The sequence below is a fragment of the Massiliimalia timonensis genome (assembly GCF_900186585.1).
Taxonomy (GTDB): domain Bacteria; phylum Bacillota; class Clostridia; order Oscillospirales; family Ruminococcaceae; genus Massiliimalia; species Massiliimalia timonensis.
Genome location: NZ_FYDD01000003.1, coordinates 738,782 through 763,199, shown reverse-complemented (window position 1 = coordinate 763,199; position 24,418 = coordinate 738,782). Strand labels below are relative to the sequence as shown.

The window sequence follows — 24,418 nt, the reverse complement described above, 5'->3', positions numbered from 1 at the left end:
TCCTAACAATCAAATTGGAATAAATTTACGATATTTTTTAACACAAACGCTTATATTATAGCATCTTTTATTAATATGTCAAGTAGAATTTAAAAAATAAAAGACCCGCTCCCATTTGGGAGCGGGTCTTTTATTCTTCCTTATCCTGATCGCCATGATGAAATACATCGAGTTCAAACACAGAAAGCTTCCGCTTTTTTCCATGCCGCTTGGAATGATTTTCATTTTCCACCTCTAAATGATGGTACACGTCAAGCAGATAATGGGCAAGATTTTCCTGTCCGGATTTTTTCACAGATTCGATCACTGAATGGCGCAACGCCAGCTTTTGCTCATCAGAAAGAGACTTATATTTTAACATCTGCGAATACATTTCTTCTGCATCGTAAAAAATGTATCCATTTACCCCCATAACGATCTGGCCCTCATTGAGTTTATCAAAACGGTGCAATACCGGTAAACCGGTAGCCATTGCTTCCAGCATAGAAATAGAGTTGGTATCTGACAAAGAGGTGGTGACATAAAGATTACAGCATGCATAATAATTTACCAGCTCATCATGCATCACTTTTCCTGTAAAGGTCACTACATCGTCGATCTTTAGCTTCCTTGCCTGTTCCTCCAGCTCCGGCCGGCTGGGTCCTTCCCCAATAACCAGCAAACGGATTTTATCCGCGCGGTCTACTGTTTGGGCAAAATAATCCAGCAGAACATCCACACTTTTTTCCCGCCCTAAACGGCCGCAAAAACAGACGATCAGTTCATCATCCTGAATGTGATATTTTTCCTTGATTTGTTTTACTTTTTCCTGATCTACGCATTCTAACTGGAATTTATCCAATTCCACGGGGTTCGGCACCACATTGACTTTTTTGGCGACACCGCATTCGCTTAAAAACTCCTGCACTTTAGGAGAAGGGCCGGTAATTGCGGCAGCACGCTTGCCCAAAAAGCGGAAATACCGGTGAGAAAACCGGCGTACCACAGGGATCAGCGGCTTCGGAGCGATATAATAAAGATAATCATCATACATCGTATGCAGGGTATAAACCAGCGGTACTTTTAAAATTTTGGCGATCGCGATCCCAGAAAGCCCTACCCCAAATTCATTATGGATATGGATAATATCCGGCTTAAAGCGCTTGATCATCCGCAGTCGCTTCAAGCTGACCGGTGAAGCAAGTCCATAATCATAAAAACGTTTAAATTCTTTCGCCGGGCACCAAAGCACCCCATTCTCAATATAGTGACGGTGGGTATTGATATCCGCTGAAACAACCAGGACCTTATGCCCTGCCCGTTCTAAACCGTCTTTCAAAGATTTGACGTGTGTTACCACACCATTGATATATGGCAAATACGTTTCCGTAAACAATGCAATATTCATATAAAAACAGCCCTTTCTGGATTCTGTTATAGGTTTATGGTTATATTTTAACACAATTTTCAAAGTTTGAATATAGGATAACCCCTAATTTTTTCTTAAGATTCATTAAGATTACAAAATAAAAAGGAGAGTTGAACATCATGCTTTTTTCAGGTATAATAAATACAGTACCGATTCAAAATAGTAGAAAGGGGTATATTTTATGGGACAAACTTTTACCGTTCCGTTAAAACGGATCATAAAAGAATTTTCACTGGAGACCCTATATATGCCGGAATCAAAACAGGATACGCTGATCCAAAGCGCTGATATCAACCGCCCTGGTATCAACCTTTCAGGATTCTTTGAATACTTTGACAACAAACGGATCCAAATCATGGGGCTGGGTGAATACGCTTATCTTCGGGAATTGTCCGATGGGCAGCGCGAATCGCGGATCAACGCTCTGTTTGAAAAGGGGTTCCCCTGCATGGTATTTGCACGGGGACTGGAAATTTTTCCGGAAATTATGCAGGCGGCAGAAAAATATGAAATGATTATTTTACGCACTCCGGAAGCGACTTCCAGCTTTATGTCCGGGCTGATCTCCTACCTCAACGTAGAACTGGCTCCCCGAATCACCCGTCATGGGGTACTGATCGAAATTTACGGCGAAGGTGTACTTTTGATGGGTGACAGCGGCGTCGGAAAAAGTGAAACCGCCATCGAGCTGGTAAAGCGCGGGCACCGTCTTGTCGCGGATGACGCGGTGGAGATCAGACGGGTATCCAACCGCAGTCTGGTAGGCTCTTCTCCAGAAAATATCCGCCACTTTTTGGAACTGCGCGGGATCGGGATCATCAATGCCCGCCGCCTGTTTGGAATGGGGTCTGTCAAGGTAACAGAAAAGATCAACATGGTCGTCAAATTGGAAGCCTGGGATCCTGATAAGATCTACGACAGAATGGGAATGGAAGACGAATACACGACCATTTTAGGGATCCGTGTGCCTTCCCATACCATTCCGGTCAAGCCAGGCCGTAACCTTGCCATTATTTTAGAGGTAGCCGCTATGAATAACCGCCAGAAGAAAATGGGCTATAATGCGGCACAGGAATTGATGCAGAATTTGGGGATGACTATCGAACATCCGCAGGCGCACAAAAATTGGGATTTTTACTAAATTGGGGCGGCAGTGTATCGGCACTGCCGTTTCTTCTTGGAATTCGGAAAGAGAGGATCGCACATGTACCACTTTATTGCAGATACACATTGTCACACCATTGCTTCTACCCATGCTTACAGTACCCTGATAGAAAACGCCAGTTATGCCGCTGAAATCGGGATGAAGGCCCTTGCTGTCACCGACCATGGGCCCAAAAACCTAGATGCTCCGCATCTATGGTATTTCACAAATCTCCCTATAACAGTTCCCCGTTTCCTTCATGGGATCAATATCCTGCGGGGCGTAGAGGCAAATATTATGGACTACGAGGGCACGCTGGACCTTGGCGAGAACACCTTGAAAAAGCTTGACTGGGTCATCGCTTCTTATCACAGCTGTAATTGTGAGCCGGGTACGGTAAAACAGCATACCAATGCTTATTTACAAATCGCACAAAACCCTTATGTTGATGTGATCGGGCACAGCGGTTCCCCGAAATACCTCTATGACTACGAGCAGGGGATCAAGGCATTTAAAGAATATGGCAAGCTGGTGGAGATCAACCAGAATTCTTTCCGGGTCAGAAAACAGAATTTAAAAAACTGTGCCGAGATCGCTAAACTTTGTAAACGCTATGAGGTTCCCATTGTCGTGAATTCGGACGCGCATTTCTGTACCCAAATCGGTGTGTTTGACGATGCGGTGCAGATGCTTGAAGAAATTGATTTCCCAGAAAAATTGATTCTAAACGCTGATTTTGATCGTTTTCAGGATTACCTGTATCAAAAAAGAAGGATCACCTTAAAATAAAGAAAAACCGCTGTTTATAAAGACAGCGGTTTTTCTTTATTTTAATTTTGTAACGCTTTGATTCGCCTCTATGCTTAAACGGGTAATTTCGATCTCCACGTCCGTTTTAAAGGAAAGCTCGCTTAGATGATCGGAAAAGTCTTCTGAAATCTGTTTCCAGAGCTCGGGATTTTTCTTATGGATCATATCCCCGAGCGAGAACAGGTGGCTGCCGTCCGTTTTAACCGCTCGGTTGAAGGCCCCTGTACAGTCGGCTGCGATGCTTTGTTCTGCAGAATCAGCAAATTCCTCCAAATCCTCTGCCCCGGTCGTTTCCCCCCTGGGCAGCAGGACCTCATCAATGCTGGCCTTCGCCCGCACTTTTAATACAAAGGTGATCTGATCTCCGTCAAATTTCGGAGATAGTTTACTGTCGCACTCATAAATGTGAACAGACGCATAATGCCCCTCGGAGTCCTGTGCGACAAGAGTCGTATTTTTAATACTATCACTTAAAAAAGTAACTCCCCGGCTTTGCTCCTGATCTAAGGTATCAATCAACTTATAATCCTTGAAAACAGCAGTTTTTTCTACCTTTACTACGTCTACAGAGTCGATCGGGGTATCTGTGGCAGCATCTTCTTGTCTCCCGCTTTCTTCTCCATCTTTCCCCTGGGACTGCTCTCCCCCCTTTTGTTCTGGCTGGGACTGTTCCGGTTTCCCGATCTTTTCAATCACCGGAACTGCCGCACAGCCATAATAAAGAAACATATCCCTGCTGAACTGATAGTACGGAGCACGGGTGATATAGCCGTTTGTTTCACAGTTTTCCACCGTTTTTTCTAATGTTTCCGCTGCCAAAATACCTTGGTCAATATTCAGCGCAACGATATCCTTCGCCTTGCCTTTGGATACTAACACATCAATATTTTGTCTGGTCAGATGATTTCGGTCAAAGTAACTGAATACGTTTTCTACACCCTGTTTGGCAAATTCCTCGCCCAAAATCAAAAGCCGATTATGTCCGGCAAAGATATATTCCCCCTGCAAAGCGGTAGCATGGATCATTGCTTCTGAAATGGTCTTCCCTTTTGCAGAAACAATATTTGCATTGTTATTGCTGGTGTCGATCGCAGTGGTAGAGCCGCCCCCCTTTGGAGCATAGATCTGCATGGTGACTTCGTATTGACCGTTTTCTGCCAAATCAACAGCAATTGCCTGTACGATCGCCGTTTCATTTAACTGGTGGCTTTCAAAACAGGAGGTCAGGGAAAGCGACATAAACACAGCGGCAATGAAAATCGCAAATTTTTTCATTCCTGTAATCCCTCCTTTTGTTTTTGCGCTGTCTGCGGGGGAACTGTTTTCCGGTGGAACAGCAAAAGGATGATCGGCAGGATGATCGTCAGGACCACCAGTGGGATCCCTGTTTCAAAAAATTGATAGATCATATTGTTATATTGCAATTTACTGGACAAAAACAGGGAAAATCCTAAAATCAGGGCACCTACGGCCGACAGGCTCCATTTCGCCAACCGGTGCGGGAGGACCCTGTGCAACAGAGAATTAGCTGCTAGCATAAAAATAGAAGTCCTCAAAAAAGCGGTAAGCACCCAAATGGTCATATGGATCGCATCAAACCTGCGAATGATCTCAACATCAACAACAGAAGCGATCATATAAAACGGGAATATCTGCCGGAAGGTGAACTCTCCTAGTACAGTAGCCACCAAGAAAGAGATCAGGCACAGCATTGCAGAGGTCGCCAGAACATAAATGACTACAGAACGGGACATTTTTCCCTTCGCATTTGGGATCAAAAGCATAAATAAAAGCAGCTCCATGTTTTTAGAGGTGTCCTGCCACGCAACAGACAACACACTTTTGACCGGATCATACATCAGCGGCTTCAAATTTAGCAGATCGATCCGGTCATAAAGGGTAAAGCCAATAGTTACCAAAAATAATGCCAGAAGCAGACAAACGATAGCCCCGGTCCGGAAAAGTCCTTCCATCCCCATAAAAACGGCATAAAAAGCTGCTAAAAACATTGTTACTACAATGATCCATGCGTTTACGTTTGGAAATACGGCATTCACCATGAAAAACTGAAGGTGAACCAGTGTATTGATGCTGACGACCATAGTGCTCGCGAACAACAGCAAAAATACAGCTTTCCCAAACACAGGATGGATCCGATAGGACAAAGAAACGACATCCTCATTTGTTTTACGCATCAACAAGATGATCGGTACCGCCGCCGCCAGCAAAATAAAAGTGGAACATGCTCCTCCCAAAAACACGGCTGTGATCTCTGATTTGTCTGTATAAACAGGTGTATATGTGATCACCGTAAACACCTTACAGACAAGCAGCGTCATAATAATCTGCGCAGTGCTTACTTTTCCATACTCTACCATCTAGATCCCTCCTTATACGTTAATCTTGACGGCCAATATGAATTCCATTCAATTCGTCCACCTGATTATCTTTTTTCTGTAATGTTTTGATCCCCGAACGTACAAACGTATCTCTCATTGCATAAAGGCTAAACGGAGCGATCGGTGAAAGATACGGCACACCAAATGCCGTCAGCGCTGAAGCATTTACCAACACGACCGCTGCCCCTAAGGCGATCCCATACAGTCCCATTGTCCCACCGATAATGATAAATCCAAATTTTAAAACAGCGGCGGGCTCCTGCAAGGAAGGTACGACAAAGGAAGAGATCGCAGTCAGGGCTACAACCATAACCATCGGCGAACCGATCAATCCCGCAGTTACAGCCGCGTCCCCTATTACCAAAGAACCTACAATGCTGATCGCATGTCCTACCGGGCGCGGTAGCCTCAGGCCGGCCTCCCGCATCACTTCATAAATAAAATGGATCACCAGTGCCTCGATCACCATAGGAAACGGCGTTGTTTCCTGCGAAGATACGATATTAAACAGCAAAGCCGGCGGGAAGAGCTCCGGGTGAAAGGTCCCGATCGCCACATAAAGGCCCGGAAGAAGAATGGTGACTGCAAACGAGATATATTTCAAAAAACGGACGGCTGTAGCATAGTAGGGCTTATGGTTGTAGTCATCAATACTTTGAAAATTTTCGGAAAATAAATACGGGACGATCAGTGCAAACGGGGTCCCGTCTACTAAAACAGCGACCCTGCCTTCATAAATTTTAGCGCATACCGTATCGGGGCGTTCTGTATAACCAACATCTGAGAAAAAAGATCCCTGAACACTTTCCAAAAACGGCTGGATGTATCCTGAATTTAAGATCAAACTAAAATCTATTTTGGAGAGCTGATACTTGATATTCTTTAAAAGTTTTGGGGAAGCAACGTCATCCAGATATGCCAGACAGACATCAGTCTGCCCGGTGTTCCCAACTTTCAGCATTTCAAAGTGTAAAGCTTCTGACTTTACACGTCTTCTAATCATACTCATATTGATTTTTATTGGCTCTGTGAAGCCTTCCCGTGAACCGCGGATATTGATCTCCCCTGACGGCTCTGAGATCGAACGGAATTGAAACCCCTGTGCCCCCATAGAGATCGCATGGTCGACCCCATCAATCAAAACAATCAAAAACCCCGACATCATCATCTTAAACAGGTCTTCAAATGTATAAATATCTTTCATTTCAGCGGCAAACAGCATCTTTGTTTCAATGAACTGGTAAATCTCCTCCCCAGTCGCATCATCACGTTCTTTAAACGACTCTGTCAAGCGAATCAAGGAATCGTTGACAGTTTGAATATTAGTCATCCCTTCGTTAGTAAAGATATTTACCTTTACACCACCTATTTCTAATTCCCTGACATTAAAGTCACTGGTACCCTTTAAACGTTCCTGCATCAAGACCACATTTTTGGTCAAACTGGCAGAAATCTTGCTTTTTGGTTTTGCTTTAGGCGGTTGGATTTCATTCCCAACACCGCACAAAAAATTGAATAGTCCTTGTGATCGAATTTGGTAGAACCATTTTCTCATATTGATTACCGGCCCTCTCGTCATTTTAATTTCTCTTTTATCCTTTCCGGATCCTTTCCGGAAAATACATCTTTTGGAATATTTATCATCAAATTCCGCACAATAAATGATGTCATTACATCTTTCGGAGGGTTTTCTATGCTCATTGTTTTTATTCGCGCGCTATTATTATACTTATTAGTCATTTTTGCTCTGCGCCTTATGGGAAAACGGCAGCTAGGCGAACTTCAGCCAACCGAATTAGTGATCACGATCCTGATTTCCAACATTGCTTCTCTGCCGATCGAGGACACCTCCATCCCAATGGTGACCGGAGCGATCCCTATCCTAGTCTTGGTAGCCTTTGAACTTTATATTTCAAATATTTCTTTAAAAAGCCGGAAATTCCGAAAATTTATTTCCGGAAGTCCTGTCTTTGTAATAAAAAACGGGGTTATTGACCAAAAAGCGCTTCATTCTCTCCGTTTTTCGATCGACGATCTGATGGAAAGCCTGCGGGCACAAAATATTTTTGATATCCGGGATGTGGACTACGCTGTAGTGGAAACAACAGGAAGTGTCAGTATTTTACAAAAGTTTGATTCACAAACAGTCACCCCAAATATGCTGAAATTACCGGGGAAAAACCCTGCCCCTCCTGCTATCATCATCAGTGACGGGAAAATTGTGCGTGAAACAATGGACCACTACGACATTTCTGAAGAATGGCTAATGAAAATTTTACAAAAAGAAAAGCAGTCATTAAAAACCATCTTTTTAATGACTGCCAATAAGCAACTTCAATATTATATTGTACCAAAAAAATCAGAATAGGAGGACAATTAGTTTGAAACGTGTCTTAACGATTACAGGGATTTTATTGATTATTCTGATTTGTTCCGTATTAGGGATCCAGCATATTTCCAAAACGAATCTACAGATGAATCAATACCTTGAAAATACCATTTCTTATCTCTCATCTGAAAACTATACACAGGCCTTAGAAGAAATAGAGTCAGCAAAAAAATTATGGGAAAAATCAGGCAGTTTTATCAATACTTATGTCAACCATGAAACAGTTGATGTTATTGAAGAAAACCTAGTCCGTTTATCCGCCAATATTCACAACCGCCAGGCAACTCCTTCGCTAGTACTCATCGAGGCCATTCAGTTTGAGCTAAACCACATCTATGAGTGTGAGCTTCCTACCCTAAAAAATATTTTTTAATCCTGATTCTGCTGTTTATGTTCTACTAATTGCTGTAATTCGCTTAAAAATGTTTCAACATCTGAAAATTCACGATAGACAGAGGCGAATCTTACGTAAGCCACCTCGTCAATATCCTTGAGACGCTGTAATGCCATTTCTCCTAAATGTTGGGAGGAAATTTCCCTCGAAGAAGAAGATGCACAGGAAAATTCTATATCATCAACAGCCCTTTCTAAGGTTTCTACTGCAACCGGACGTTTTTCACAAGCCCTTAACAGGCCATTAAGCAATTTTTCCCGGTTAAAGAGCTGACGAGAATTATCTTTTTTCAATACAATTACGGGCGTAGTTTCAATTATTTCATAGGTAGTGAATCTTCCGCCGCATTTCATACATTCACGACGCCGACGAATTTTTAAATCGTCTTCTGTTGGTCTTGAATCTGTCACTTTACTTTCCGTATAAGAACAATAAGGGCATTTCATAATACCACCTCTTAAGCCTTTCTGTTATTTTTATCATAACATGGAAAAAGCACAAATTCAAGAAAAATATTCCATCTTTCCTTTTAAGGCAATCTAATAGATCGCATCTTCTACAATATTTTCTAAATGACATACCTCCACATTTTCTTCGTTCAGTGTTGCGGTAAGTCTTTCCACAAACTCACGTTCTGTACTGATGTCTTCTACCTTTTTGATCACTTCACCTCTTTCATTTTTATACAAGATCCCGAATTTTAAAATTTTTACCGAGTTAATAATTTCTTCGGTGCAAAAAATTTGGTACGGTTCTATGTATATTTCTTCTGTTGTCCCCATCAAATCCCACTTCCTTTCACTCGGTCTGTATGCCAATTATACTACAAATTCCTAGTATTTTCCATACAAAAAATTCGATGGGATTCAGTACTATTATTAAAATAATAATTCTAATTGACGGTATGCGAGGTATAACTGCTCTATTTGACCAAAATTACTGCGATATAATTCTATCACAGCGGCTCCTGAAAATGAATATTTTTGCATTTTTTTGAAATATTTTGCAAAATCAAAATCACCTTCCCCTATAGGAAGACAATCCTTTTCTTTTGTATGGTCGCTGATATGGGTATGCACAATATTCTCTCCCATAACCTCCATCATTTCAAACGGATCTTCCCCAGCACGAACTGCCTGTTTAATGTCCAGCACAAACTCTACTTCACCATGAAGATACGTTTTCATATCACGGATGAAAGAAACGGAATGACTTTTAAAAGGCGCCACATTTTCTTGCGCAAGAATGATCCCTTCGCGTTTGCAAAAATCACGCATTTTTGCAAATCTTTCATAATAACGATTTTTTTCCATCGAAATATGGTCAATACAACCATGTAAAACAAGTATTTTAGCCCCTATTTCATGCATAAAGTCAAAATATAGCTGCCTATAATGCTCCAACCCATCTTCAAACCGGCCAGGATATTCCGAAAAGAACAGCATCGATTCATACCCTGAAGTAAACGGATGAACAGAAATTGCTTTCATCTGATATTCGGTAAGATATCGTTTCATCTTTTTAGAAAAGTCAGGCTTTGTTTCCCGGTAAGTATTCAAAAAAAGTTCGATGGTTTTAATTCCATGCTCCGCTAAATTTAACACGGAGTTTTCCGTTAATTCAGGATAAAAACAGGAAGTAGAAATTCCGTACTCCAACTAAAACCCCCCTATACTTTGGAATGAAAAAATCCGTCCATTTGGACGGATTTTTTATAAATATACCTTTTATGCTTTTTCTCTTTTTTCCTTCCAAGTCACCCACAATTCACTTGCCAGGCAAACAGAGGAATAAGCCCCGCTGATCAATCCCATGATGATCGGGAATGCAAAGCTTAAAATTGAATTTACTCCAAAAATCAAAGCAACAATACATACAACAACCATGGAAAGAATCGTTGCTACAGAAGTATTGACCGAACGCGCCAAGGTTTGATTGACGCTAATATTGACAACTTCCCCTAAAGACTTTGTTGAACCATACAATCTTTTGTTTTCACGGATCCGGTCATAAATAACGATGGTACTGTTAATGGAGTACCCCAAAATCGTCAGGACAACTGCAATAAAACTGTCGTCTAACGGCATCCTGAACACCACAAACGTACCGAATACGACCATCACATCATGCAACAAAGCAACGACTGCCATAAATCCAGCCGATACCCCGCCGATTTTCCGGAAACGGATCCCGATATAAAGGATCATTAACAGACTTCCAAACAGAACCGCTACCATACATTTGATAAAAAATTCTTTCCCCATTGTCGGATTGACACTGGTAATAGAAAGCTGTTTGATGTCCTGATCAGCAAAGATTTCCTGTAATTTATCAGTCAGATCACCCTGCACTTCAGAAGATACTCCGTCATTATCGACTAAAGTGATCTCAAATCCGTTCTGGTTTGTGAGTTTATTAAACTTTTCTTCCACAGTCAGGTTGCTGCCCAATACATCAGAAGCAATTTCTGAAACCTGTTCCAGGTCAACAGCTCCCTGTTCCCCTGCATAGGAATAATCTACCATGGTACCGCCTTTAAAACGGATGTCCAAATCGACGCCAAACACAAAGGAACTAATGATAATCGCCAGCATCAAAACAGTAGAGAAAATAAAGAATTTCTTTCTGTTTTTAACAAACCCTATTTCCTTATGTTTCATTTTAAACATTTCGACTACCTCCATAAACCCAAGGATTTCGGAAGCACTTAAATCTGGAAACAGATTTCATCATGTACTTGGAAGCAAAAATACCAAATACAAAGTTAGCAACTACACCTACCAGCAAGGTATATCCGAAGGAATAGATGGCCCCTTCCGTAGAAGCCGGGAACAGGAATAATAACGGTTTGAGCAGTGTTGCAAATGCGCTGTCCGGCGGCCCAAAGGTCCCCATTAAGATGATCGCCACAATAACGTTGGTGATGTTTCCGTCAAAAATCGCACTGAAAGCACGCTGATAGCCAAGCTCCACAGCACCGTCAATAGACTTTCCTGACCTGATCTCCTCTTTAATGCGTTCCGCAGTGATGATGTTGGCATCTACCCCGATCCCGATACTCAATATAATACCGGCGATACCTGGAATCGTCAGGGTAAAGCTGTTCATGCCTGGGACAAACCCAGTCAAAGCAGCCAGCATACCTCCGACCTGTCCTGCCAAAGCCACACAAGCCACGATACCGGGCAGACGGTAAAGCACGATCATAAAAATACAAACCAGAATAAACGCGATAACTCCAGACAACACCATTGCATCACGAGCACCAGTTCCCAAAGTCGGGTCGATCGTACTGTAGTTTTCTGTTTCCAGCTTAAACGGCAATGCGCCACCGTTGATCTTATTTGCCAGAGATTCTGCGGATTCCTGTGTAAAGTTTCCGGAAATGATCGCCACGCCGTCTGTGATCGCACTGTTGACATTCGGGTTGCTGATCATCGTGTCATCCATCCAGATAGAAATGCAGTCTTTCCCAGCCAGCCGGGTCGTCGCGTCTGCAAATGCAGTTTTCCCGCTGTCAGCTAATTTTAACTGCACATACCATTCGGCCTTGCCGGTATTGTCTATCGCGCCATAGTTTGCCTCTGCACGCTGTACATCGGCTCCTTGCAGGATCACAGTTTCCTTGGTGACACCCGAAGGCTTCCCATCTACATCCCGTTCATCACTTTCCCGAAAAGTTAGCATTGCCGTATCGCCCAATTCTGCGATTGCACTTTCCGCGTCAAAATCCGTTTCTCCCTCTTTCCATGGGAAACGGACAATGATCCGGTTGGAAGCATCGTCTGTATAAACTTCATAGTCTGTGATATTTAAGGTAACCAAACGCTGCCGCATAACTTCAGCCGCGGCGTCAAGCTCGTCCGCAGTCGCATCCTTTCCGGACTCTGGCGTAAAGGTCACGTCTACGCCGCCTCGAATATCGATCCCCCAGCGGATCTGGTCCACGCCCTTGATGATGACGTTTTTGACATCACCGTACTGGGTGGTTATCCCGGTAATGGAAAGCGTGGTAAACAGCAAGGTAATGACCACAACGATCCAAAAAACGGGTTTTCCAACTCGCTTCATGTGTTTTTCCTCCATTGCAGCAGGACACAGCCCCGCCCTGATTTTCAGAGCCGTAAAAAACCGCCCCGTTTTAGGCCAAACGGCTTTGAAAAAAGCGCACAATTCAGCCACAATACAGAAATCAGTTTACACGCTTTCCAAAAGAAAGTCAATATAAATCCCCCTGATTTCACAAAAATACCTTAAACGGAAAGCTCCGCTTTTTCATTTAAAATATCGCTGTTTGCTTCCCGCAGCGGGGTGATGTATTCGGCAATAAATTCATCGACCTGCTCCACACTTCTGCCTACGAAGTTGATCGGCTTCAGCACCGCCGTAATTTCCTCTTTGGTCAGATTAAAGGACTTATCTGCGCAGACACGGTCGATCAGATCGTTGTCTCCGCCTTCTTCCTTAACCACCTTAGCAGCCGCGATCGAATGCTGGCGAAGTTTTTCATGCAGTTCCTGACGGTCGCCACCTTTCTTCACAGCAGTCATCATAATATTTTCTGTCGCCATGAAAGGCAGTTCCCTTAAAACGCGCTGTTCGATCACTTTCGGGTAAACGACCAGCCCGTCACAAACATTGAGCATGATATTCAAAATAGAGTCAATCGCAAGGAATGCCTCCGCTACAGCGATCCGCTTGTTGGCGCTGTCGTCCAGAGTACGTTCAAACCACTGGGTCGCAGCGGTGTACATCGGGTTTAAAGTGTCCGCCATAACATAGCGCGCCAAAGCCGTGATCCGTTCGCTCCGCATCGGGTTACGCTTGTAAGGCATCGCCGAGGACCCGATCTGATTTTTCTCGAACGGTTCTTCCATTTCCTTGAAATTTTGCAGGATTCTCATGTCGTTGGAGAATTTACTAGCACTCTGTGCAATGCCGCTCAATGTGCAGACGACCTGCGAGTCGATCTTCCGGGAATAGGTCTGCCCCGAAACCGGGACAACGCCGTCAAAGCCCATTTCTTCGCAGATCAAACGGTCTACCTCCTTGATTTTGGCAGTATCCCCTTCAAACAATTCCATAAAGCTGGCCTGCGTACCAGTAGTGCCTTTAGAGCCAAGCAGCTTTAAGCCGGCGATCCGGTACTCCACCTCTTCCAAATCCATCAAAAGTTCGTTTGCCCACAAGGTGGCACGTTTCCCGACTGTGGTGAGCTGCGCCGGCTGTAAATGGGTATAAGCCAACGCCGGCTGCGCTTTGTGCTCCTGCGCAAATTTGCCTAGCAGGTCAATAACATTGATCAGCTTTCTGCGCACCAGCTTCAATGCGTCACGCATGATGATAATATCCGTATTATCCCCAACATAGCAGGAAGTAGCCCCAAGATGGATGATTCCCTTCGCGTGCGGGCACTGCTGGCCATAAGCATAAACATGGGACATCACGTCGTGACGGACTAGCTTTTCGCGTTCTTCCGCCACCTCATAGTTAACGTCATAAATATGCGCTTCCAGCTCATCTACCTGTTCCTGTGTAATGGGCAGGCCCATTTTCATCTCTGCGCGTGCCAAAGCGACCCACAGCTTTCTCCATGTTGTAAACTTTTTTTCCGCAGAAAAAAGCTGCTGCATTTCATCGCTTGCGTATCTTGTACTAAAAGGGCTGACATACTTATCGTACATTCCTGTAACCTCCAATATGTTGATATTCCTAGCTTTTCGTCAAATAACTTAAATATTATATCACAAAACCCGCTCCTATTCAAGGAAAACCGCCTTTTCTTTTCCTATAACAGACAAACAAAAACCGGCTCCGTTCGGAACCGGTTTCCTTTTTAGTCCTCTACTGGGATCTCAGATTCAATATAGCGGACTGCGTAGGTTTCATAAAAATAATCAATCAGCATCAAAATCCCTTTGAGTACAACTGCCACAGCCAACAGTGAACCCATAACTTTTAAAAATGTTTTCATAAAAAAACCTCCCAAACCACAATCCTTATTTTATCATTATTGTACCAAATCCTTTCATAAAAAACAAGCGATAACCATGAATATTTTGAAAAGAAAAACGGGTTTTCGTACCAAAACCCGTTTTTTGCAACCTATTCATCTTATCTGCGACAAAATTAAAATATTTTCTTGTAAAAATCATTTTTTTGTAAAACGACCATTAAAAGGATTCCCAAGGTATAGCATATTACCGCCTCCCCGATTCCTACAGAAAGCGCGTTTAAAGGATAAGCCTTTCCAAAGTCTGCACCTTCGTTTAACACAACGGTCAGCTCCGCGCCAACGATTACCGCATTAGCGACGACCGGCGGCAGCGGCACCAACAAATAACGCACCGTTCTACTTTTGCAGCGTCCTATCTTCCAGCTGATCACAGCAGCCAATAAAGTGGCTAATGTCCCAAATACCGCGTCGACGAGTCCCAGGGGGTTGCCCAAAAACAAGCCGATCAGATTTGCCAGACAGCAGCCTAGTGACAAGCCCGGAATTGCCATTGTGGTAAACGCCGGCAGTACGGTCATTGCCTCACTTACCCGAAACTGTACCGGCCCGTAAGCGAACGGCGCTACAGCAAGTGTCAACGCGACATAAATCGCCGCGATCATAGAAACTTTTACAAGCTTCATGACCCTTTTTTCTGTGTGTTCCATTTTCAAGTTTCCTTCTTTCGTAGTTTTCTTTAAAGTCAGGAGGTTGCGACTGACTGCGCCATTTTTAGGCACGTTCCCGATTATAGCAAAAACGGTAGGAAAACACAACCAAACCTTACAAAAATCGGCAAAATCAGTAAAGATCTCCCTTGGTTACACAATTCTCTTGGGAGTTACCGCCAGAAAAAAGGTAAATTTCCCTTGATTTTATTTTCTAATTTAGCTAAAATAGAAAATAAAGGAGATGGAGCAAATGAATGATGAATTTTTCCAAGCGCTTGCAAGCCCTTACCGCCGGGAGATCATCCGGCTTCTCAAACAGAAAAGCCTCAACGCCGGAGAGATCGCTTCCCACTTTACCATATCCAAGCCCTCTGTTTCCCGCCATTTGGAGGTACTTCGCCAAGCGGAGCTGGTAACTGTGGAACGGCGGGGCACCCAGCTTATCTATTCGGTTAACCTGACTGTACTCCAAGAAATGGGGATGGAGCTCATTGAGCTTGTCAGTACAAAGGAGCGTGTTTCCAATGAGCCTTAACCAAAGCCGCTTTTTATTGTTCCTGCTTTCGGCCGGTGCGCTGGCAACAGCTATTTTCCTGCGTGATCCCGCAGTCAGTCTTCTTCTCATCGGAACTATGCTGATCGTTTCCCTGGTCGTGCTGTACCGCAAAATGGACCAATTGGCAGGCCTTTCCCCTGCCAACCCAAAAACGAAAACCTTAAAAGGGCTGACACTGTTTTCCCTTTTTATCCTGCTGATCGCAGGAGGGGCAGCCTATCTTGTAGCAAACGGACAGGTTTCGGAAAATACGGAAAAGGCCTTTGCGGCGGGGATCATTTTATTGCTCATGGTGGTGTTGGGCAATCTATCCACCAAGATCCCCTTTAACCGTTACACTGGGCTTCGCCTGCCTTGGACGGTACGGGACGAAGAAACATGGCTGCTGGCCCACCGAGTGCTGGGATACCTTTCCCTGCCGCTTTCCGTCATCTATCTGGTGTTGATCCTTACGCTGCCTTATTTTGAAGCGGTCACTGCCATTGTGTTCTTGCTGTGGATCGGAATCCCCAGCATCATCTCTCTCCGCTTTTTTATGAAAAAACTACATGGCGCAAAATAAAAAGCAGGGCAATTTTGCCCTGCTTTTTTCACGTTAATAAATCCCCAGTACCTTTACCGGAAATTGTTTTTTTAAGGAGTCAAGCGCCTCAAAAACATCTGCTTTTTGTTCTTTTATCCCGTTAAGCTCTAAATAAAAATTATAGGTCCCCATATTCCTTTTGGTGGGGCGGGACATGATAGAAACCAGGTTGACCTGATGGTCATTGAAAATTTTCAGGATCCGAAACAGCACCCCCGGTTCGTCGATCTGCGGCATGACATATAAAGACACCTTGATTTCATTGAACCCGCTTTGCTCTAATACCCCGCCCGGCTGGATCACCAGAAAACGGGTAACATTGTTGCTGGAATCAGTCACGTTCTCAATTTGAAATTTAGCATTGGACTGCGAAAGCATATGCTGTGGGATGATCGCGGCTTCCCCAGGTTTTCCCTGCTGTACCAGATAAAAGGATTCCATGTTGCTTTCGGTAATCACCAGTTTTACACCGGAAAGGCTGTCGATCTGCCTGCGGCACTGCCCGCTGGATTTAAACTGTACATACAGGGTTTTGATCTCGTCCACGTTTTCCGTGTTGGCGACTAAAGAAAACTGTACCGGGACGGAAATTTCCCGTATAATCTTTAAATCCATTTCTAACAATAGATCCAGACTGCGCTGGACATATCCATCCAGCGTGTTTTCCACCGGAACGATCCCTAACACGCACTCTTTTCCCACCGCGTGGAAGGTTTCATCGATCGTGGGATAATAGACCGGCTGCAGCGGACGGGTGCACAGCTGCTGATATTTTTGGCAGGCGCTGTCGCTGAACGTCCCGGCCGGTCCCAGCACCGCAATATTTTGTTCCATACTCTTCCCCTCGCAACTTTTGCTTCACTGCATATCATTATAACACGGTTTTTGGGGAATGACAACGAAGAACCACCTCAAAAATTAAACAGAGTGTAAATATCCTTCATAAATGGGGCAAAAAGGCTTGCAACAAAATTCAATCCGTTATATACTATATTAGTTAACAGATTTATGCAGCAAAATAACAGGTTGGAGAGATACTATGGGTTTATATGAAAAAATATTTGGCACCTACTCTTCCCGTGAATTAAAACGGATCAACCCGATCGTTGATCAGGTTTTGGCACTAGAAGATAAATACAGCAAGATGAGCGACCATCAGCTTCAGGAACAGACTCCAGTATTGAAAGCGCGGTTGCAGAATGCGGAAACGTTAGATGACATTTTGCCGGATGCATTTGCTGTCTGCCGGGAAGCGGCATGGCGCGTGCTGGGTATGAAGCACTTTCCGGTACAGATCATCGGCGGGATCGTGCTCCATCAGGGACGGATCGCTGAAATGCGTACCGGTGAGGGGAAAACATTAGTCGCTACCCTGCCGGCTTATCTAAACGGTTTGTCCGGAAAAGGCGTGCACATTGTTACTGTCAACGATTATCTGGCAAAGCGTGACTCCGAATGGATGGGGAAGCTTTATAAATTTTTGGGACTGACCGTCGGCCTTGTGATCCACGGTGTAGAGGGCGATGAAAAACGCGCCGCCTACAACGCGGACATCACCTATGGTACCAACAACGAATTTGGATTTGATTACCTGCGTGACAACATGGTCATTTATAAAGCGCAGAAAGTTCAGCGCCCGTTCAACTTTGCCATCGTCGACGAGGTCGACTCCATTTTGATCGACGAAGCGCGTACCCCGCTGATCATTTCCGGCCCTGGGGACAAGTCTACCGATCTTTATACCATTGCGGATGCGTTTGCAAAAACATTAAAACCGTACCGTGTGGTTGAAGTAGATCAAAAAGAAGAACAGGATGATATTGACGGAGATTATATCATCGATGAAAAGGCCAAGACCGCTACCCTTACCCCGAAAGGCGTGAAAAAGGCAGAAGCTTATTTCCACTTGGAAAACCTGATGGACGCGGACAACCTGACCTTACAGCACCACATCAATCAGGCGATCAAGGCATATGGTATCATGCACCGCGATGTGGACTACGTTGTGAAAGACGGCGAAGTCATTATTGTCGATGAATTTACCGGGCGTTTGATGATCGGGCGCCGTTACAACGAAGGCTTGCATCAAGCGATTGAAGCTAAAGAACACGTTACCGTTGCAAGAGAATCCAAAACCCTTGCGACAATCACTTTCCAAAACTATTTCCGCCTATACGGGAAATTGTCCGGGATGACCGGTACTGCCTTAACTGAGGAAAGTGAGTTCCGGGAAATTTACAAGCTGGACGTCATTGAGATCCCGACCAACCGTCCGGTTCAAAGGAACGATTACAACGACGTTGTTTATAAAACTGAAAAAGCAAAATTCAATGCGGTCATTGACCAAATCGCAGAATGCCACAAAAAAGGCCAGCCGGTTCTGGTGGGTACGGTTACGATCGACAAATCCGAACTGCTCAGCAGCATGCTTCGCCGCCGCGGCATCAAGCATGAGGTTTTAAACGCGAAGTATCACGAAAAAGAAGCAGAGATCGTTGCACAGGCTGGTAAATTCGGCGCTGTTACCATTGCAACGAACATGGCTGGACGTGGTACTGACATCATGCTCGGCGGTAACGCGGAATATCTGGCCAAGGCAGACCTGCGCAAAAAAGGTTACAGTGAAGAGTTGATCGTAGAAGCAAACGGCTTCAGCGAAACAGAAGACGAAGAAATTTTAAATGCCCGCAAGGAATTTAAAGAGGCCCTCGCAAAACACAAAGCAGAAATCAAGGGCGAAGCGGAAAAAGTTCGTGAAGCCGGCGGACTTTATATCATCGGGACAGAACGCCATGAATCCCGTCGTATCGACAACCAGCTGCGCGGACGTTCCGGGCGTCAGGGCGACCCGGGCTGCAGCCGTTTCTTCCTCTCTTTGGAAGACGATCTGATGCGTTTGTTCGGCGGGGAGCGTATCCAGCACTTGATGGACCGCTTCAATGTAGAAGAAGACCAGCCAATCGAATACAAAATGCTCACTAATTCCATTGAAAGCGCACAGGCCAAGGTGGAAGCAAGAAACTTCAATATCCGTAAGTCTGTATTGCAGTATGATGACGTCATGAACAAACAGCGCGAGATTATTTACAGCCAGCGCGACATGGTATTAAACGGTGAAGACGTACATGAATCCATCTTGAATATGCTCAAGGAATGGATTACCGAAACCGTTTCCCGCTACCTACCGGAAGCTGCGATCCATGACGATTGGAATATTGACGGCCTGCGCAATTACTTCCTCGGATTTTTGACCCGGGAAGAGGATTTCCACTATACTGTCGACCAGCTCGCCGATATGACCCACGAAAATTTTTCCGATATTCTTTACAAGCGTGCAAAACTGCTGTATGATGTCCGGGAAAAGATGATCGGCTCTGAACGGATGCGTGAATTAGAACGCGTCATCCTGCTGAAAGTAGTTGACCGGTACTGGATGGACCATATCGATAATATGGCAGAGCTCAAACAAGGGATCCACCTGCGTTCTTTTGCGCAGAGAAACCCCGTTGATGAATATACCCGTGAAGGCTTTGACATGTTCGACGAGATGATCGCCGCTATCCGGGAAGACACCGTAAAACTGATCCTGACCTTAAAAATCCAGATCAATCAGGACATCAAGCGTGAACAGGTCGCGAAACCTACTGCCGCTGTACACGGTGAAAATACCGGGGAGAAAATCGTCCGCAAACAGCCGGTACGCAGTCAAAAAGTAGGACGCAACGATCCTTGTCCCTGCGGAAGCGGAAAAAAATACAAAAAGTGTTGTGGCGCGAATCAAGAAGTAACTAATCCACAGCAGGATAAATAAAAATTTTGAAAAGACAATAGTATTCTATGGGTGCTATTGTCTTTCTCTATCCCAAGAAAAATGGAGGAACCCCCTATGTTAGATTTAACCTATCATATGCCTACAAATATCATCTATGGTACAGGCTGTATTCAAAAAAATGCGTCCCTGTTCCCTGCTTTCGGAAAGAAATGCCTGATTGTTACTGGGAAAAACAGCGCAAAAGCTTCCGGGGCCTTAGACGATGTTTTGCAGGCGTTGGCCTTAGGCCAAATTGAATCTATCATTTTTGATGAAGTGGAGCAAAATCCGCTTTTGTCTACCTGCAAGCGCGCAGGTGACCTTGCCCGGGAAAACAAAGTGGATTTCATCATTGGAATCGGCGGAGGTTCCCCGCTGGATGCGACCAAGGCGATCAGTATCTTTGCAAAATATGACCTCCGTGCAGAAGAAGCATACAATCAGGACTACAGCAAAGACCATGTCCCTTTCTTTTTGGTGGGAACCACTGCCGGTACGGGCAGCGAGGTAACTCCGTACGCCGTTATTACCGTAGACAGGGATGGGCGAAAACGCTCCTTAAAAGGGCTGTTTGCCGAGGCTTGCTTCTGTGATTACCGGTATACCCTCTCCTTAAACTATGCCTTTTCTGTTTCTACTGCGCTGGATGCGCTGTCCCACTGTATTGAAGGATATTTTTGCAACCGGGCGGACACCATGTCTGATTTGTTTGCAGTCCAGGGAATCCAACTTATTTTAGATGTTTTCACAAACCTTTCCCCCGACCAGACCTTTACAGAAAAACAGCGGCAAAAATTATATGCTGCTTCTATTTACGGAGGCTTAGTTATTACCAAAACCGGTACGTCGTTCTGCCATTCCATGGGATACTTCTTGACAGAGGATCATCATGTGCCTCACGGGATCGCTTGTGCAGTATACCTGCCGGACTACCTGCGCCGTGGATTTGATTTTGAAACGAAAAAGGCAGACTTGTTGACCTATGAAATAGATTATACATTAAGCGAAATCTGCAATATCATTGAAAATATGACCGATTATACGCCGGTCGCCCTTTCCGAAGCAGAACGCGAAGAACTGTGCGAGCGCTGGACGGCAGACAATAAATTTGGTTCCGCCCCCGGAGATTTTACCCCAGCGGACGCTATGGAATTGGTAGACCGAATTTTCCCAAAAGCATGATCAAAAGATAACAAAACCCCGTGCTGAGTAATGTTCAGCACGGGGTTTTGTGTAAAGCCAATTCCCTTGTCGGCTATTTTTTCAAGATTTTCGGTGGTTTCTTCACCTGATCCACCTTTTTTTTCTCGGTAACCTTTTCTTCGATCACCGGTACGTCATTTGCCAATATTTCTGATTTGGAGGCCTGCACGATCTCCGCATAGCTGATATCCTTTTTTTCCAACCGTTTCGCGGTCACTGTTTTTAAGAGCGCATAAAGGACAGAAAAGGTAGGAACTCCCAGCAGTACGCCAATCAGCCCAAACAGATCGCCGCATACAAAGATAGCCAGCATCACCCACAGCCCCGGCAACCCAATGGAGCCGCCGACCACACGCGGATAGATGACATTCCCCTCGAAATTTTGCAGCAAGACCAGAAAAATAATAAACCACAAACAGGACAGCGGATCTACAAACAGAATGACAAATCCGCCCAGCACTGCTCCAATATAAGCCCCGAAAATCGGGATCAGGCTGGTTACCGAAATAATAACGCTGACAAGCAGCGCATACGGGATATGCAAAATGCTCATGCCAAGATAGCACAAGGTTCCCAATATCAGCGCTTCTGTGAACTGCCCGGAAACAAACCCGCTGAAGATCTGATTTGCCAAAGACCCGACAGATACCACTGTCTTCGCCTTTTCTTTTGGCAGGAAAGCAAAGAGCACCCGTTTTACATTGCGGATCAATTTTTCCTTGCTTGCCAGCATATAGATCGCGAACACCAGCCCGGTGATCAGGTTGATCACGCCTGTGGTGACCCCCATAGTCCAGGACATGACCGCCTTTCCCCCATCCGACACAAACGCAGTCAAACGTTCAATCAGGGAGCCCCAGTCCAATTTCAGGGTAGAAAGGTATTCCTGTGTAATGTTATACTGTGCCAGCAGATCATTGACCCATTTGCTGAACTCCGCAGCATAATAAGGGATGTTATCTGTCAATACTTTGATGGAATTCAAAAGCTCCGGTATGATCAAAAAGCAGATCAAACCAACGATGCCAAACAGCAGGATAAAGGCGATCAAAATACACACGCCCCGCCGACAGCGGACCCAAATTTTATGGTTGCGTTCATTCAGCCTTCGGAAAATACGTTCCTCAAACAGCTTTACAACCAGATTTAGAATAAACGCAAAAACGATCCCCATAAAAAACGGGGTGAAAATTTGTATGACGCGGTTGGCGATCGAAAGGAGCTGATTTAAATTAAACACCGCAAAAATCAGTACAATCGCAAACGTGATGATAAGTAGCACCCGCTTCAAAAGCTTATGAGACAACAATATCTCTTCAAGTTGTTTATTCATTCAGGCAAAAGTTCCCCCTTGGCAATCATTTCTATTTACTATCATAGCATAGTTTTTAGGAAAAACAATCAATAAATTGTAAAAAAGCCCAAAAGCACCCAAAAATAGTTTTCAAAGAATCCTGTTTATGATATAATACAACATGGAAATTTTGAATTGGAGGATGTTATCCATGAAACCTGACCCTTGCATACGGACCCGAATGATCGTTCAAGGTATCTGATAACACAAGCGCGAAGATACCTTGACAACTAATGCGCTGGAGGTATTTTCGATGATTCAATTCTACTTGACCGAACATAACCGGATGGTAAAAATCCCAAGCTTTACAGAGGGCTGCTGGATCAATGTGATCAGCCCAACGGTAGACGAGATCTCTTATTTGGTGGACCAGCTTCAGCTGGACCGCGATTTTGTGCGCGCAGCACTGGACGAAGAGGAATCTTCCCGTATTGAAAATGAGGACGATCAAACTTTAGTATTGGTCGATATTCCCTTTTTAACCAGCGAGGATAATGATACTGTCCTTTATACTACCCGTCCGCTAGGGATTATTATGACCGAAACAAATATCGTTACCATTTCCCTGCAAAACAATACGGTCATCAGCGACTTTGCAAACGGCATGATCCGTAATGTGCAGACCCAGTTAAAGACCCGCTTTTTGCTGCGTATCCTGCTTCGTGGGGCAACGCAATATCTGACCTACCTAAAACAAATCGACAAGATCACCTCTAGCTTAGAAAGTAAATTGGATAAATCTATGAAAAACCGGCTTTTGATGCAGCTGTTAGGTTTGGAAAAATCTTTGGTATACTTTTCAACCTCTTTAAAAGCGGACGAAATCACCTTAGAAAAGATCCTGCGCGGGCGTATCATCAAAATGTACGAGGAAGATCAGGACCTGCTCGAAGATGTATTGATCGAGGTCAAGCAGGCTATCGAAATGGCCAGCATCTATTCCCGCACTTTATCCAGTACCATGGACGCTTTTTCTTCGGTAATCAACAACAATCTGAATATCGTGATGAAAATTTTGACGGCAGTGACCGTATTGTTAGAGATCCCCAACATGGTATTCAGCTTTTACGGCATGAACATTGATGGTGGCTTATGGATGGACCGTTTTCAATGGGCGCCCCTTGGAATCGCGATTTTGCTGACGCTGATCGCGGCGATCATCTTATTTAAAGCAAAAATGTTCAAATAAAATTTAGATAAAGGGATGTTCTTTATAAAAAGGACTTCCCTTTTCTCATTTTTCTGTTGTAGTACAATAGGAGGAAAAGTTTATGATAAGATTGGCGGCAAAGGAAGATGCCGAACAGTTGTTTTTGTTAAATAAAGCGTTTAACGGCCCTCAAGAAACCAGTCTTGAGGAGGTAAAAAAATCGCTTACAGGCAACCAGCAGGAAATTGTGGTAGTCGCCGAGGCGGACGGCCGCATTGTGGGCTTTATTTGTGTCCAAATCAAACAATCATTCTGTTACTCTGATCCGTCTGCCGAAATCACAGAGGTTTTTGTACTGAAGAAACATCGAAGAAAGAAGCTGGCAAGTCAAATGATTTCATTTGCAGAAGCATATTGTGCGCAGTATGTTTCGATTCATAGCATCACACTTTTAACAGGAAAAGAAAATTTCCAGGCGCAGGCTCTTTATCATTCCCTGGGATACCGGAAAGAAGAAGAGCAACTTCTGTCTAAATATCTGTAAAGAAACC

At 44.3% G+C, this 24,418-nt stretch carries 24 protein-coding genes; 10 read left to right on the top strand and 14 right to left on the bottom strand.

The features are described from left to right. Nucleotides 1-130 precede the first annotated feature (130 nt). Complete coding sequence (locus CIB36_RS05710; protein WP_093988568.1) at nt 131-1,387, bottom strand: glycosyltransferase; 1,257 nt, start codon at nt 1,385-1,387, stop codon at nt 131-133. 202 nt (nt 1,388-1,589) lie between these two features. On the opposite strand from CIB36_RS05710, the gene hprK reads away from it, so the two are divergent. Next, nucleotides 1,590-2,549, top strand: coding sequence for an HPr(Ser) kinase/phosphatase (gene hprK, locus CIB36_RS05705; RefSeq protein ID WP_093988567.1), 960 nt, complete (start codon nt 1,590-1,592; stop codon nt 2,547-2,549). A gap of 63 nt (nt 2,550-2,612) precedes the next feature. Further along, on the top strand, nt 2,613-3,341 hold the full coding sequence (locus tag CIB36_RS05700; protein WP_093988566.1) for a phosphatase: 729 nt from the start codon (nt 2,613-2,615) through the stop codon (nt 3,339-3,341). A gap of 36 nt (nt 3,342-3,377) precedes the next feature. Here CIB36_RS05700 and CIB36_RS05695 read toward each other — a convergent pair whose 3' ends face one another. Genes CIB36_RS05695 through CIB36_RS05685 form a run of 3 tightly spaced genes read right to left on the bottom strand, consistent with a single transcriptional unit; the run spans nt 3,378 to nt 7,340 of the window. Beyond that, nucleotides 3,378-4,637, bottom strand: coding sequence for a Ger(x)C family spore germination protein (locus CIB36_RS05695; protein WP_093988565.1), 1,260 nt, complete (start codon nt 4,635-4,637; stop codon nt 3,378-3,380). Next, the gene (locus tag CIB36_RS05690) at nt 4,634-5,740 is read right to left on the bottom strand and encodes a GerAB/ArcD/ProY family transporter (RefSeq protein ID WP_093988564.1); all 1,107 of its coding nucleotides are present in this window, start codon (nt 5,738-5,740) and stop codon (nt 4,634-4,636) included. The genes CIB36_RS05695 and CIB36_RS05690 overlap by 4 nt, the downstream gene beginning before the upstream one ends. Nucleotides 5,741-5,759: 19 nt before the next feature. Next, entirely contained in the window at nt 5,760-7,340 is a 1,581-nt protein-coding gene (locus CIB36_RS05685) for a spore germination protein (RefSeq protein WP_203226429.1), read from the bottom strand. 114 nt (nt 7,341-7,454) lie between these two features. On the opposite strand from CIB36_RS05685, the gene CIB36_RS05680 reads away from it, so the two are divergent. Both CIB36_RS05680 and CIB36_RS05675 read left to right on the top strand, forming a co-directional pair. Continuing rightward, nucleotides 7,455-8,129: a DUF421 domain-containing protein gene (locus CIB36_RS05680; protein WP_229408200.1), complete on the top strand. Its 675-nt coding sequence runs from the start codon at nt 7,455-7,457 to the stop codon at nt 8,127-8,129. Between the two features lie 13 nt (nt 8,130-8,142). Beyond that, a complete protein-coding gene (locus CIB36_RS05675) occupies nt 8,143-8,523 on the top strand; it encodes a DUF4363 family protein (protein WP_158662588.1) in 381 nt (126 codons plus the stop codon). Here the strand turns inward: CIB36_RS05675 and nrdR are convergent. From nrdR to CIB36_RS05645, 8 genes are all read right to left on the bottom strand, one after another. Next, complete coding sequence (gene nrdR, locus CIB36_RS05670) at nt 8,520-8,990, bottom strand: transcriptional regulator NrdR (protein ID WP_093988562.1); 471 nt, start codon at nt 8,988-8,990, stop codon at nt 8,520-8,522. The genes CIB36_RS05675 and nrdR overlap by 4 nt on opposite strands. A 93-nt stretch (nt 8,991-9,083) precedes the next feature. After that, nucleotides 9,084-9,326, bottom strand: coding sequence for a DUF6514 family protein (locus tag CIB36_RS05665; RefSeq protein WP_093988561.1), 243 nt, complete (start codon nt 9,324-9,326; stop codon nt 9,084-9,086). A 96-nt stretch (nt 9,327-9,422) separates the two neighbouring features. Further along, complete coding sequence (locus CIB36_RS05660; protein WP_093988560.1) at nt 9,423-10,202, bottom strand: sugar phosphate isomerase/epimerase family protein; 780 nt, start codon at nt 10,200-10,202, stop codon at nt 9,423-9,425. A gap of 69 nt (nt 10,203-10,271) precedes the next feature. Then, nucleotides 10,272-11,213, bottom strand: coding sequence for a protein translocase subunit SecF (secF, locus tag CIB36_RS13430; protein WP_229408199.1), 942 nt, complete (start codon nt 11,211-11,213; stop codon nt 10,272-10,274). Further along, nucleotides 11,206-12,615, bottom strand: coding sequence for a preprotein translocase subunit SecD (locus CIB36_RS13425; RefSeq protein WP_178085665.1), 1,410 nt, complete (start codon nt 12,613-12,615; stop codon nt 11,206-11,208). Before CIB36_RS13425 ends, secF begins: the two co-directional genes overlap by 8 nt. Nucleotides 12,616-12,797: 182 nt before the next feature. Further along, nucleotides 12,798-14,228 carry an adenylosuccinate lyase gene (gene purB / locus CIB36_RS05650; protein WP_093988559.1) on the bottom strand — a complete coding sequence of 477 codons (1,431 nt, stop codon included), beginning with the start codon at nt 14,226-14,228 and terminating at the stop codon, nt 12,798-12,800. A 152-nt stretch (nt 14,229-14,380) separates the two neighbouring features. After that, on the bottom strand, nt 14,381-14,518 hold the full coding sequence (locus tag CIB36_RS13240) for a hypothetical protein (protein ID WP_158662587.1): 138 nt from the start codon (nt 14,516-14,518) through the stop codon (nt 14,381-14,383). A gap of 155 nt (nt 14,519-14,673) precedes the next feature. Further along, entirely contained in the window at nt 14,674-15,207 is a 534-nt protein-coding gene (locus CIB36_RS05645; protein ID WP_093988558.1) for a QueT transporter family protein, read from the bottom strand. 253 nt (nt 15,208-15,460) lie between these two features. Here CIB36_RS05645 and CIB36_RS05640 point away from each other — a divergent pair, with 253 nt between their 5' ends. Together CIB36_RS05640 and CIB36_RS05635 are read left to right on the top strand one after the other, a co-directional pair. Next, nucleotides 15,461-15,745 carry an autorepressor SdpR family transcription factor gene (locus CIB36_RS05640; RefSeq protein WP_093988557.1) on the top strand — a complete coding sequence of 95 codons (285 nt, stop codon included), beginning with the start codon at nt 15,461-15,463 and terminating at the stop codon, nt 15,743-15,745. Further along, on the top strand, nt 15,735-16,328 hold the full coding sequence (locus CIB36_RS05635; protein WP_093988556.1) for an SdpI family protein: 594 nt from the start codon (nt 15,735-15,737) through the stop codon (nt 16,326-16,328). The genes CIB36_RS05640 and CIB36_RS05635 overlap by 11 nt, the downstream gene beginning before the upstream one ends. 33 nt (nt 16,329-16,361) lie before the next feature. On the opposite strand, the gene CIB36_RS05630 is transcribed toward CIB36_RS05635, so the two are convergent. After that, nucleotides 16,362-17,183 carry a prephenate dehydratase gene (locus tag CIB36_RS05630; RefSeq protein WP_093988555.1) on the bottom strand — a complete coding sequence of 274 codons (822 nt, stop codon included), beginning with the start codon at nt 17,181-17,183 and terminating at the stop codon, nt 16,362-16,364. A 205-nt stretch (nt 17,184-17,388) separates the two neighbouring features. Here CIB36_RS05630 and secA point away from each other — a divergent pair, with 205 nt between their 5' ends. Together secA and CIB36_RS05620 are read left to right on the top strand one after the other, a co-directional pair. Beyond that, nucleotides 17,389-20,160, top strand: coding sequence for a preprotein translocase subunit SecA (secA, locus tag CIB36_RS05625; RefSeq protein WP_093988554.1), 2,772 nt, complete (start codon nt 17,389-17,391; stop codon nt 20,158-20,160). 75 nt (nt 20,161-20,235) lie between these two features. Further along, nucleotides 20,236-21,342, top strand: coding sequence for an iron-containing alcohol dehydrogenase (locus CIB36_RS05620; RefSeq protein ID WP_158662586.1), 1,107 nt, complete (start codon nt 20,236-20,238; stop codon nt 21,340-21,342). A 73-nt stretch (nt 21,343-21,415) separates the two neighbouring features. Here the strand turns inward: CIB36_RS05620 and CIB36_RS05615 are convergent, their stop codons facing one another. After that, nucleotides 21,416-22,696: an AI-2E family transporter gene (locus tag CIB36_RS05615; RefSeq protein ID WP_093988552.1), complete on the bottom strand. Its 1,281-nt coding sequence runs from the start codon at nt 22,694-22,696 to the stop codon at nt 21,416-21,418. 274 nt (nt 22,697-22,970) lie between these two features. On the opposite strand from CIB36_RS05615, the gene CIB36_RS05610 reads away from it, so the two are divergent. Both CIB36_RS05610 and CIB36_RS05605 read left to right on the top strand, forming a co-directional pair. Further along, on the top strand, nt 22,971-23,906 hold the full coding sequence (locus CIB36_RS05610) for a magnesium transporter CorA family protein (protein WP_093988551.1): 936 nt from the start codon (nt 22,971-22,973) through the stop codon (nt 23,904-23,906). Between the two features lie 82 nt (nt 23,907-23,988). Then, a complete protein-coding gene (locus CIB36_RS05605; protein ID WP_093988550.1) occupies nt 23,989-24,411 on the top strand; it encodes a GNAT family N-acetyltransferase in 423 nt (140 codons plus the stop codon). Nucleotides 24,412-24,418 lie beyond the last annotated feature (7 nt).

Bases quoted from the DNA above. Each gene is read 5' to 3' on its own strand.
- CIB36_RS05710 (WP_093988568.1), bottom strand. From the start codon at position 1,387: ATGAATATTGCATTGTTTACGGAAACGTATTTGCCATATATCAATGGT.
- hprK (WP_093988567.1), top strand. From the start codon at position 1,590: ATGGGACAAACTTTTACCGTTCCGTTAAAACGGATCATAAAAGAATTT.
- CIB36_RS05700 (WP_093988566.1), top strand. From the start codon at position 2,613: ATGTACCACTTTATTGCAGATACACATTGTCACACCATTGCTTCTACC.
- CIB36_RS05695 (WP_093988565.1), bottom strand. From the start codon at position 4,637: ATGAAAAAATTTGCGATTTTCATTGCCGCTGTGTTTATGTCGCTTTCC.
- CIB36_RS05690 (WP_093988564.1), bottom strand. From the start codon at position 5,740: ATGGTAGAGTATGGAAAAGTAAGCACTGCGCAGATTATTATGACGCTG.
- CIB36_RS05685 (WP_203226429.1), bottom strand. From the start codon at position 7,340: ATGACGAGAGGGCCGGTAATCAATATGAGAAAATGGTTCTACCAAATT.
- CIB36_RS05680 (WP_229408200.1), top strand. From the start codon at position 7,455: ATGCTCATTGTTTTTATTCGCGCGCTATTATTATACTTATTAGTCATT.
- nrdR (WP_093988562.1), bottom strand. From the start codon at position 8,990: ATGAAATGCCCTTATTGTTCTTATACGGAAAGTAAAGTGACAGATTCA.
- CIB36_RS05665 (WP_093988561.1), bottom strand. From the start codon at position 9,326: ATGGGGACAACAGAAGAAATATACATAGAACCGTACCAAATTTTTTGC.
- secF (WP_229408199.1), bottom strand. From the start codon at position 11,213: ATGTTTAAAATGAAACATAAGGAAATAGGGTTTGTTAAAAACAGAAAG.
- CIB36_RS13425 (WP_178085665.1), bottom strand. From the start codon at position 12,615: ATGAAGCGAGTTGGAAAACCCGTTTTTTGGATCGTTGTGGTCATTACC.
- purB (WP_093988559.1), bottom strand. From the start codon at position 14,228: ATGTACGATAAGTATGTCAGCCCTTTTAGTACAAGATACGCAAGCGAT.
- CIB36_RS13240 (WP_158662587.1), bottom strand. From the start codon at position 14,518: ATGAAAACATTTTTAAAAGTTATGGGTTCACTGTTGGCTGTGGCAGTT.
- CIB36_RS05645 (WP_093988558.1), bottom strand. From the start codon at position 15,207: ATGGAACACACAGAAAAAAGGGTCATGAAGCTTGTAAAAGTTTCTATG.
- CIB36_RS05640 (WP_093988557.1), top strand. From the start codon at position 15,461: ATGAATGATGAATTTTTCCAAGCGCTTGCAAGCCCTTACCGCCGGGAG.
- CIB36_RS05635 (WP_093988556.1), top strand. From the start codon at position 15,735: ATGAGCCTTAACCAAAGCCGCTTTTTATTGTTCCTGCTTTCGGCCGGT.
- CIB36_RS05630 (WP_093988555.1), bottom strand. From the start codon at position 17,183: ATGGAACAAAATATTGCGGTGCTGGGACCGGCCGGGACGTTCAGCGAC.
- secA (WP_093988554.1), top strand. From the start codon at position 17,389: ATGGGTTTATATGAAAAAATATTTGGCACCTACTCTTCCCGTGAATTA.
- CIB36_RS05620 (WP_158662586.1), top strand. From the start codon at position 20,236: ATGTTAGATTTAACCTATCATATGCCTACAAATATCATCTATGGTACA.
- CIB36_RS05615 (WP_093988552.1), bottom strand. From the start codon at position 22,696: ATGAATAAACAACTTGAAGAGATATTGTTGTCTCATAAGCTTTTGAAG.
- CIB36_RS05610 (WP_093988551.1), top strand. From the start codon at position 22,971: ATGATTCAATTCTACTTGACCGAACATAACCGGATGGTAAAAATCCCA.
- CIB36_RS05605 (WP_093988550.1), top strand. From the start codon at position 23,989: ATGATAAGATTGGCGGCAAAGGAAGATGCCGAACAGTTGTTTTTGTTA.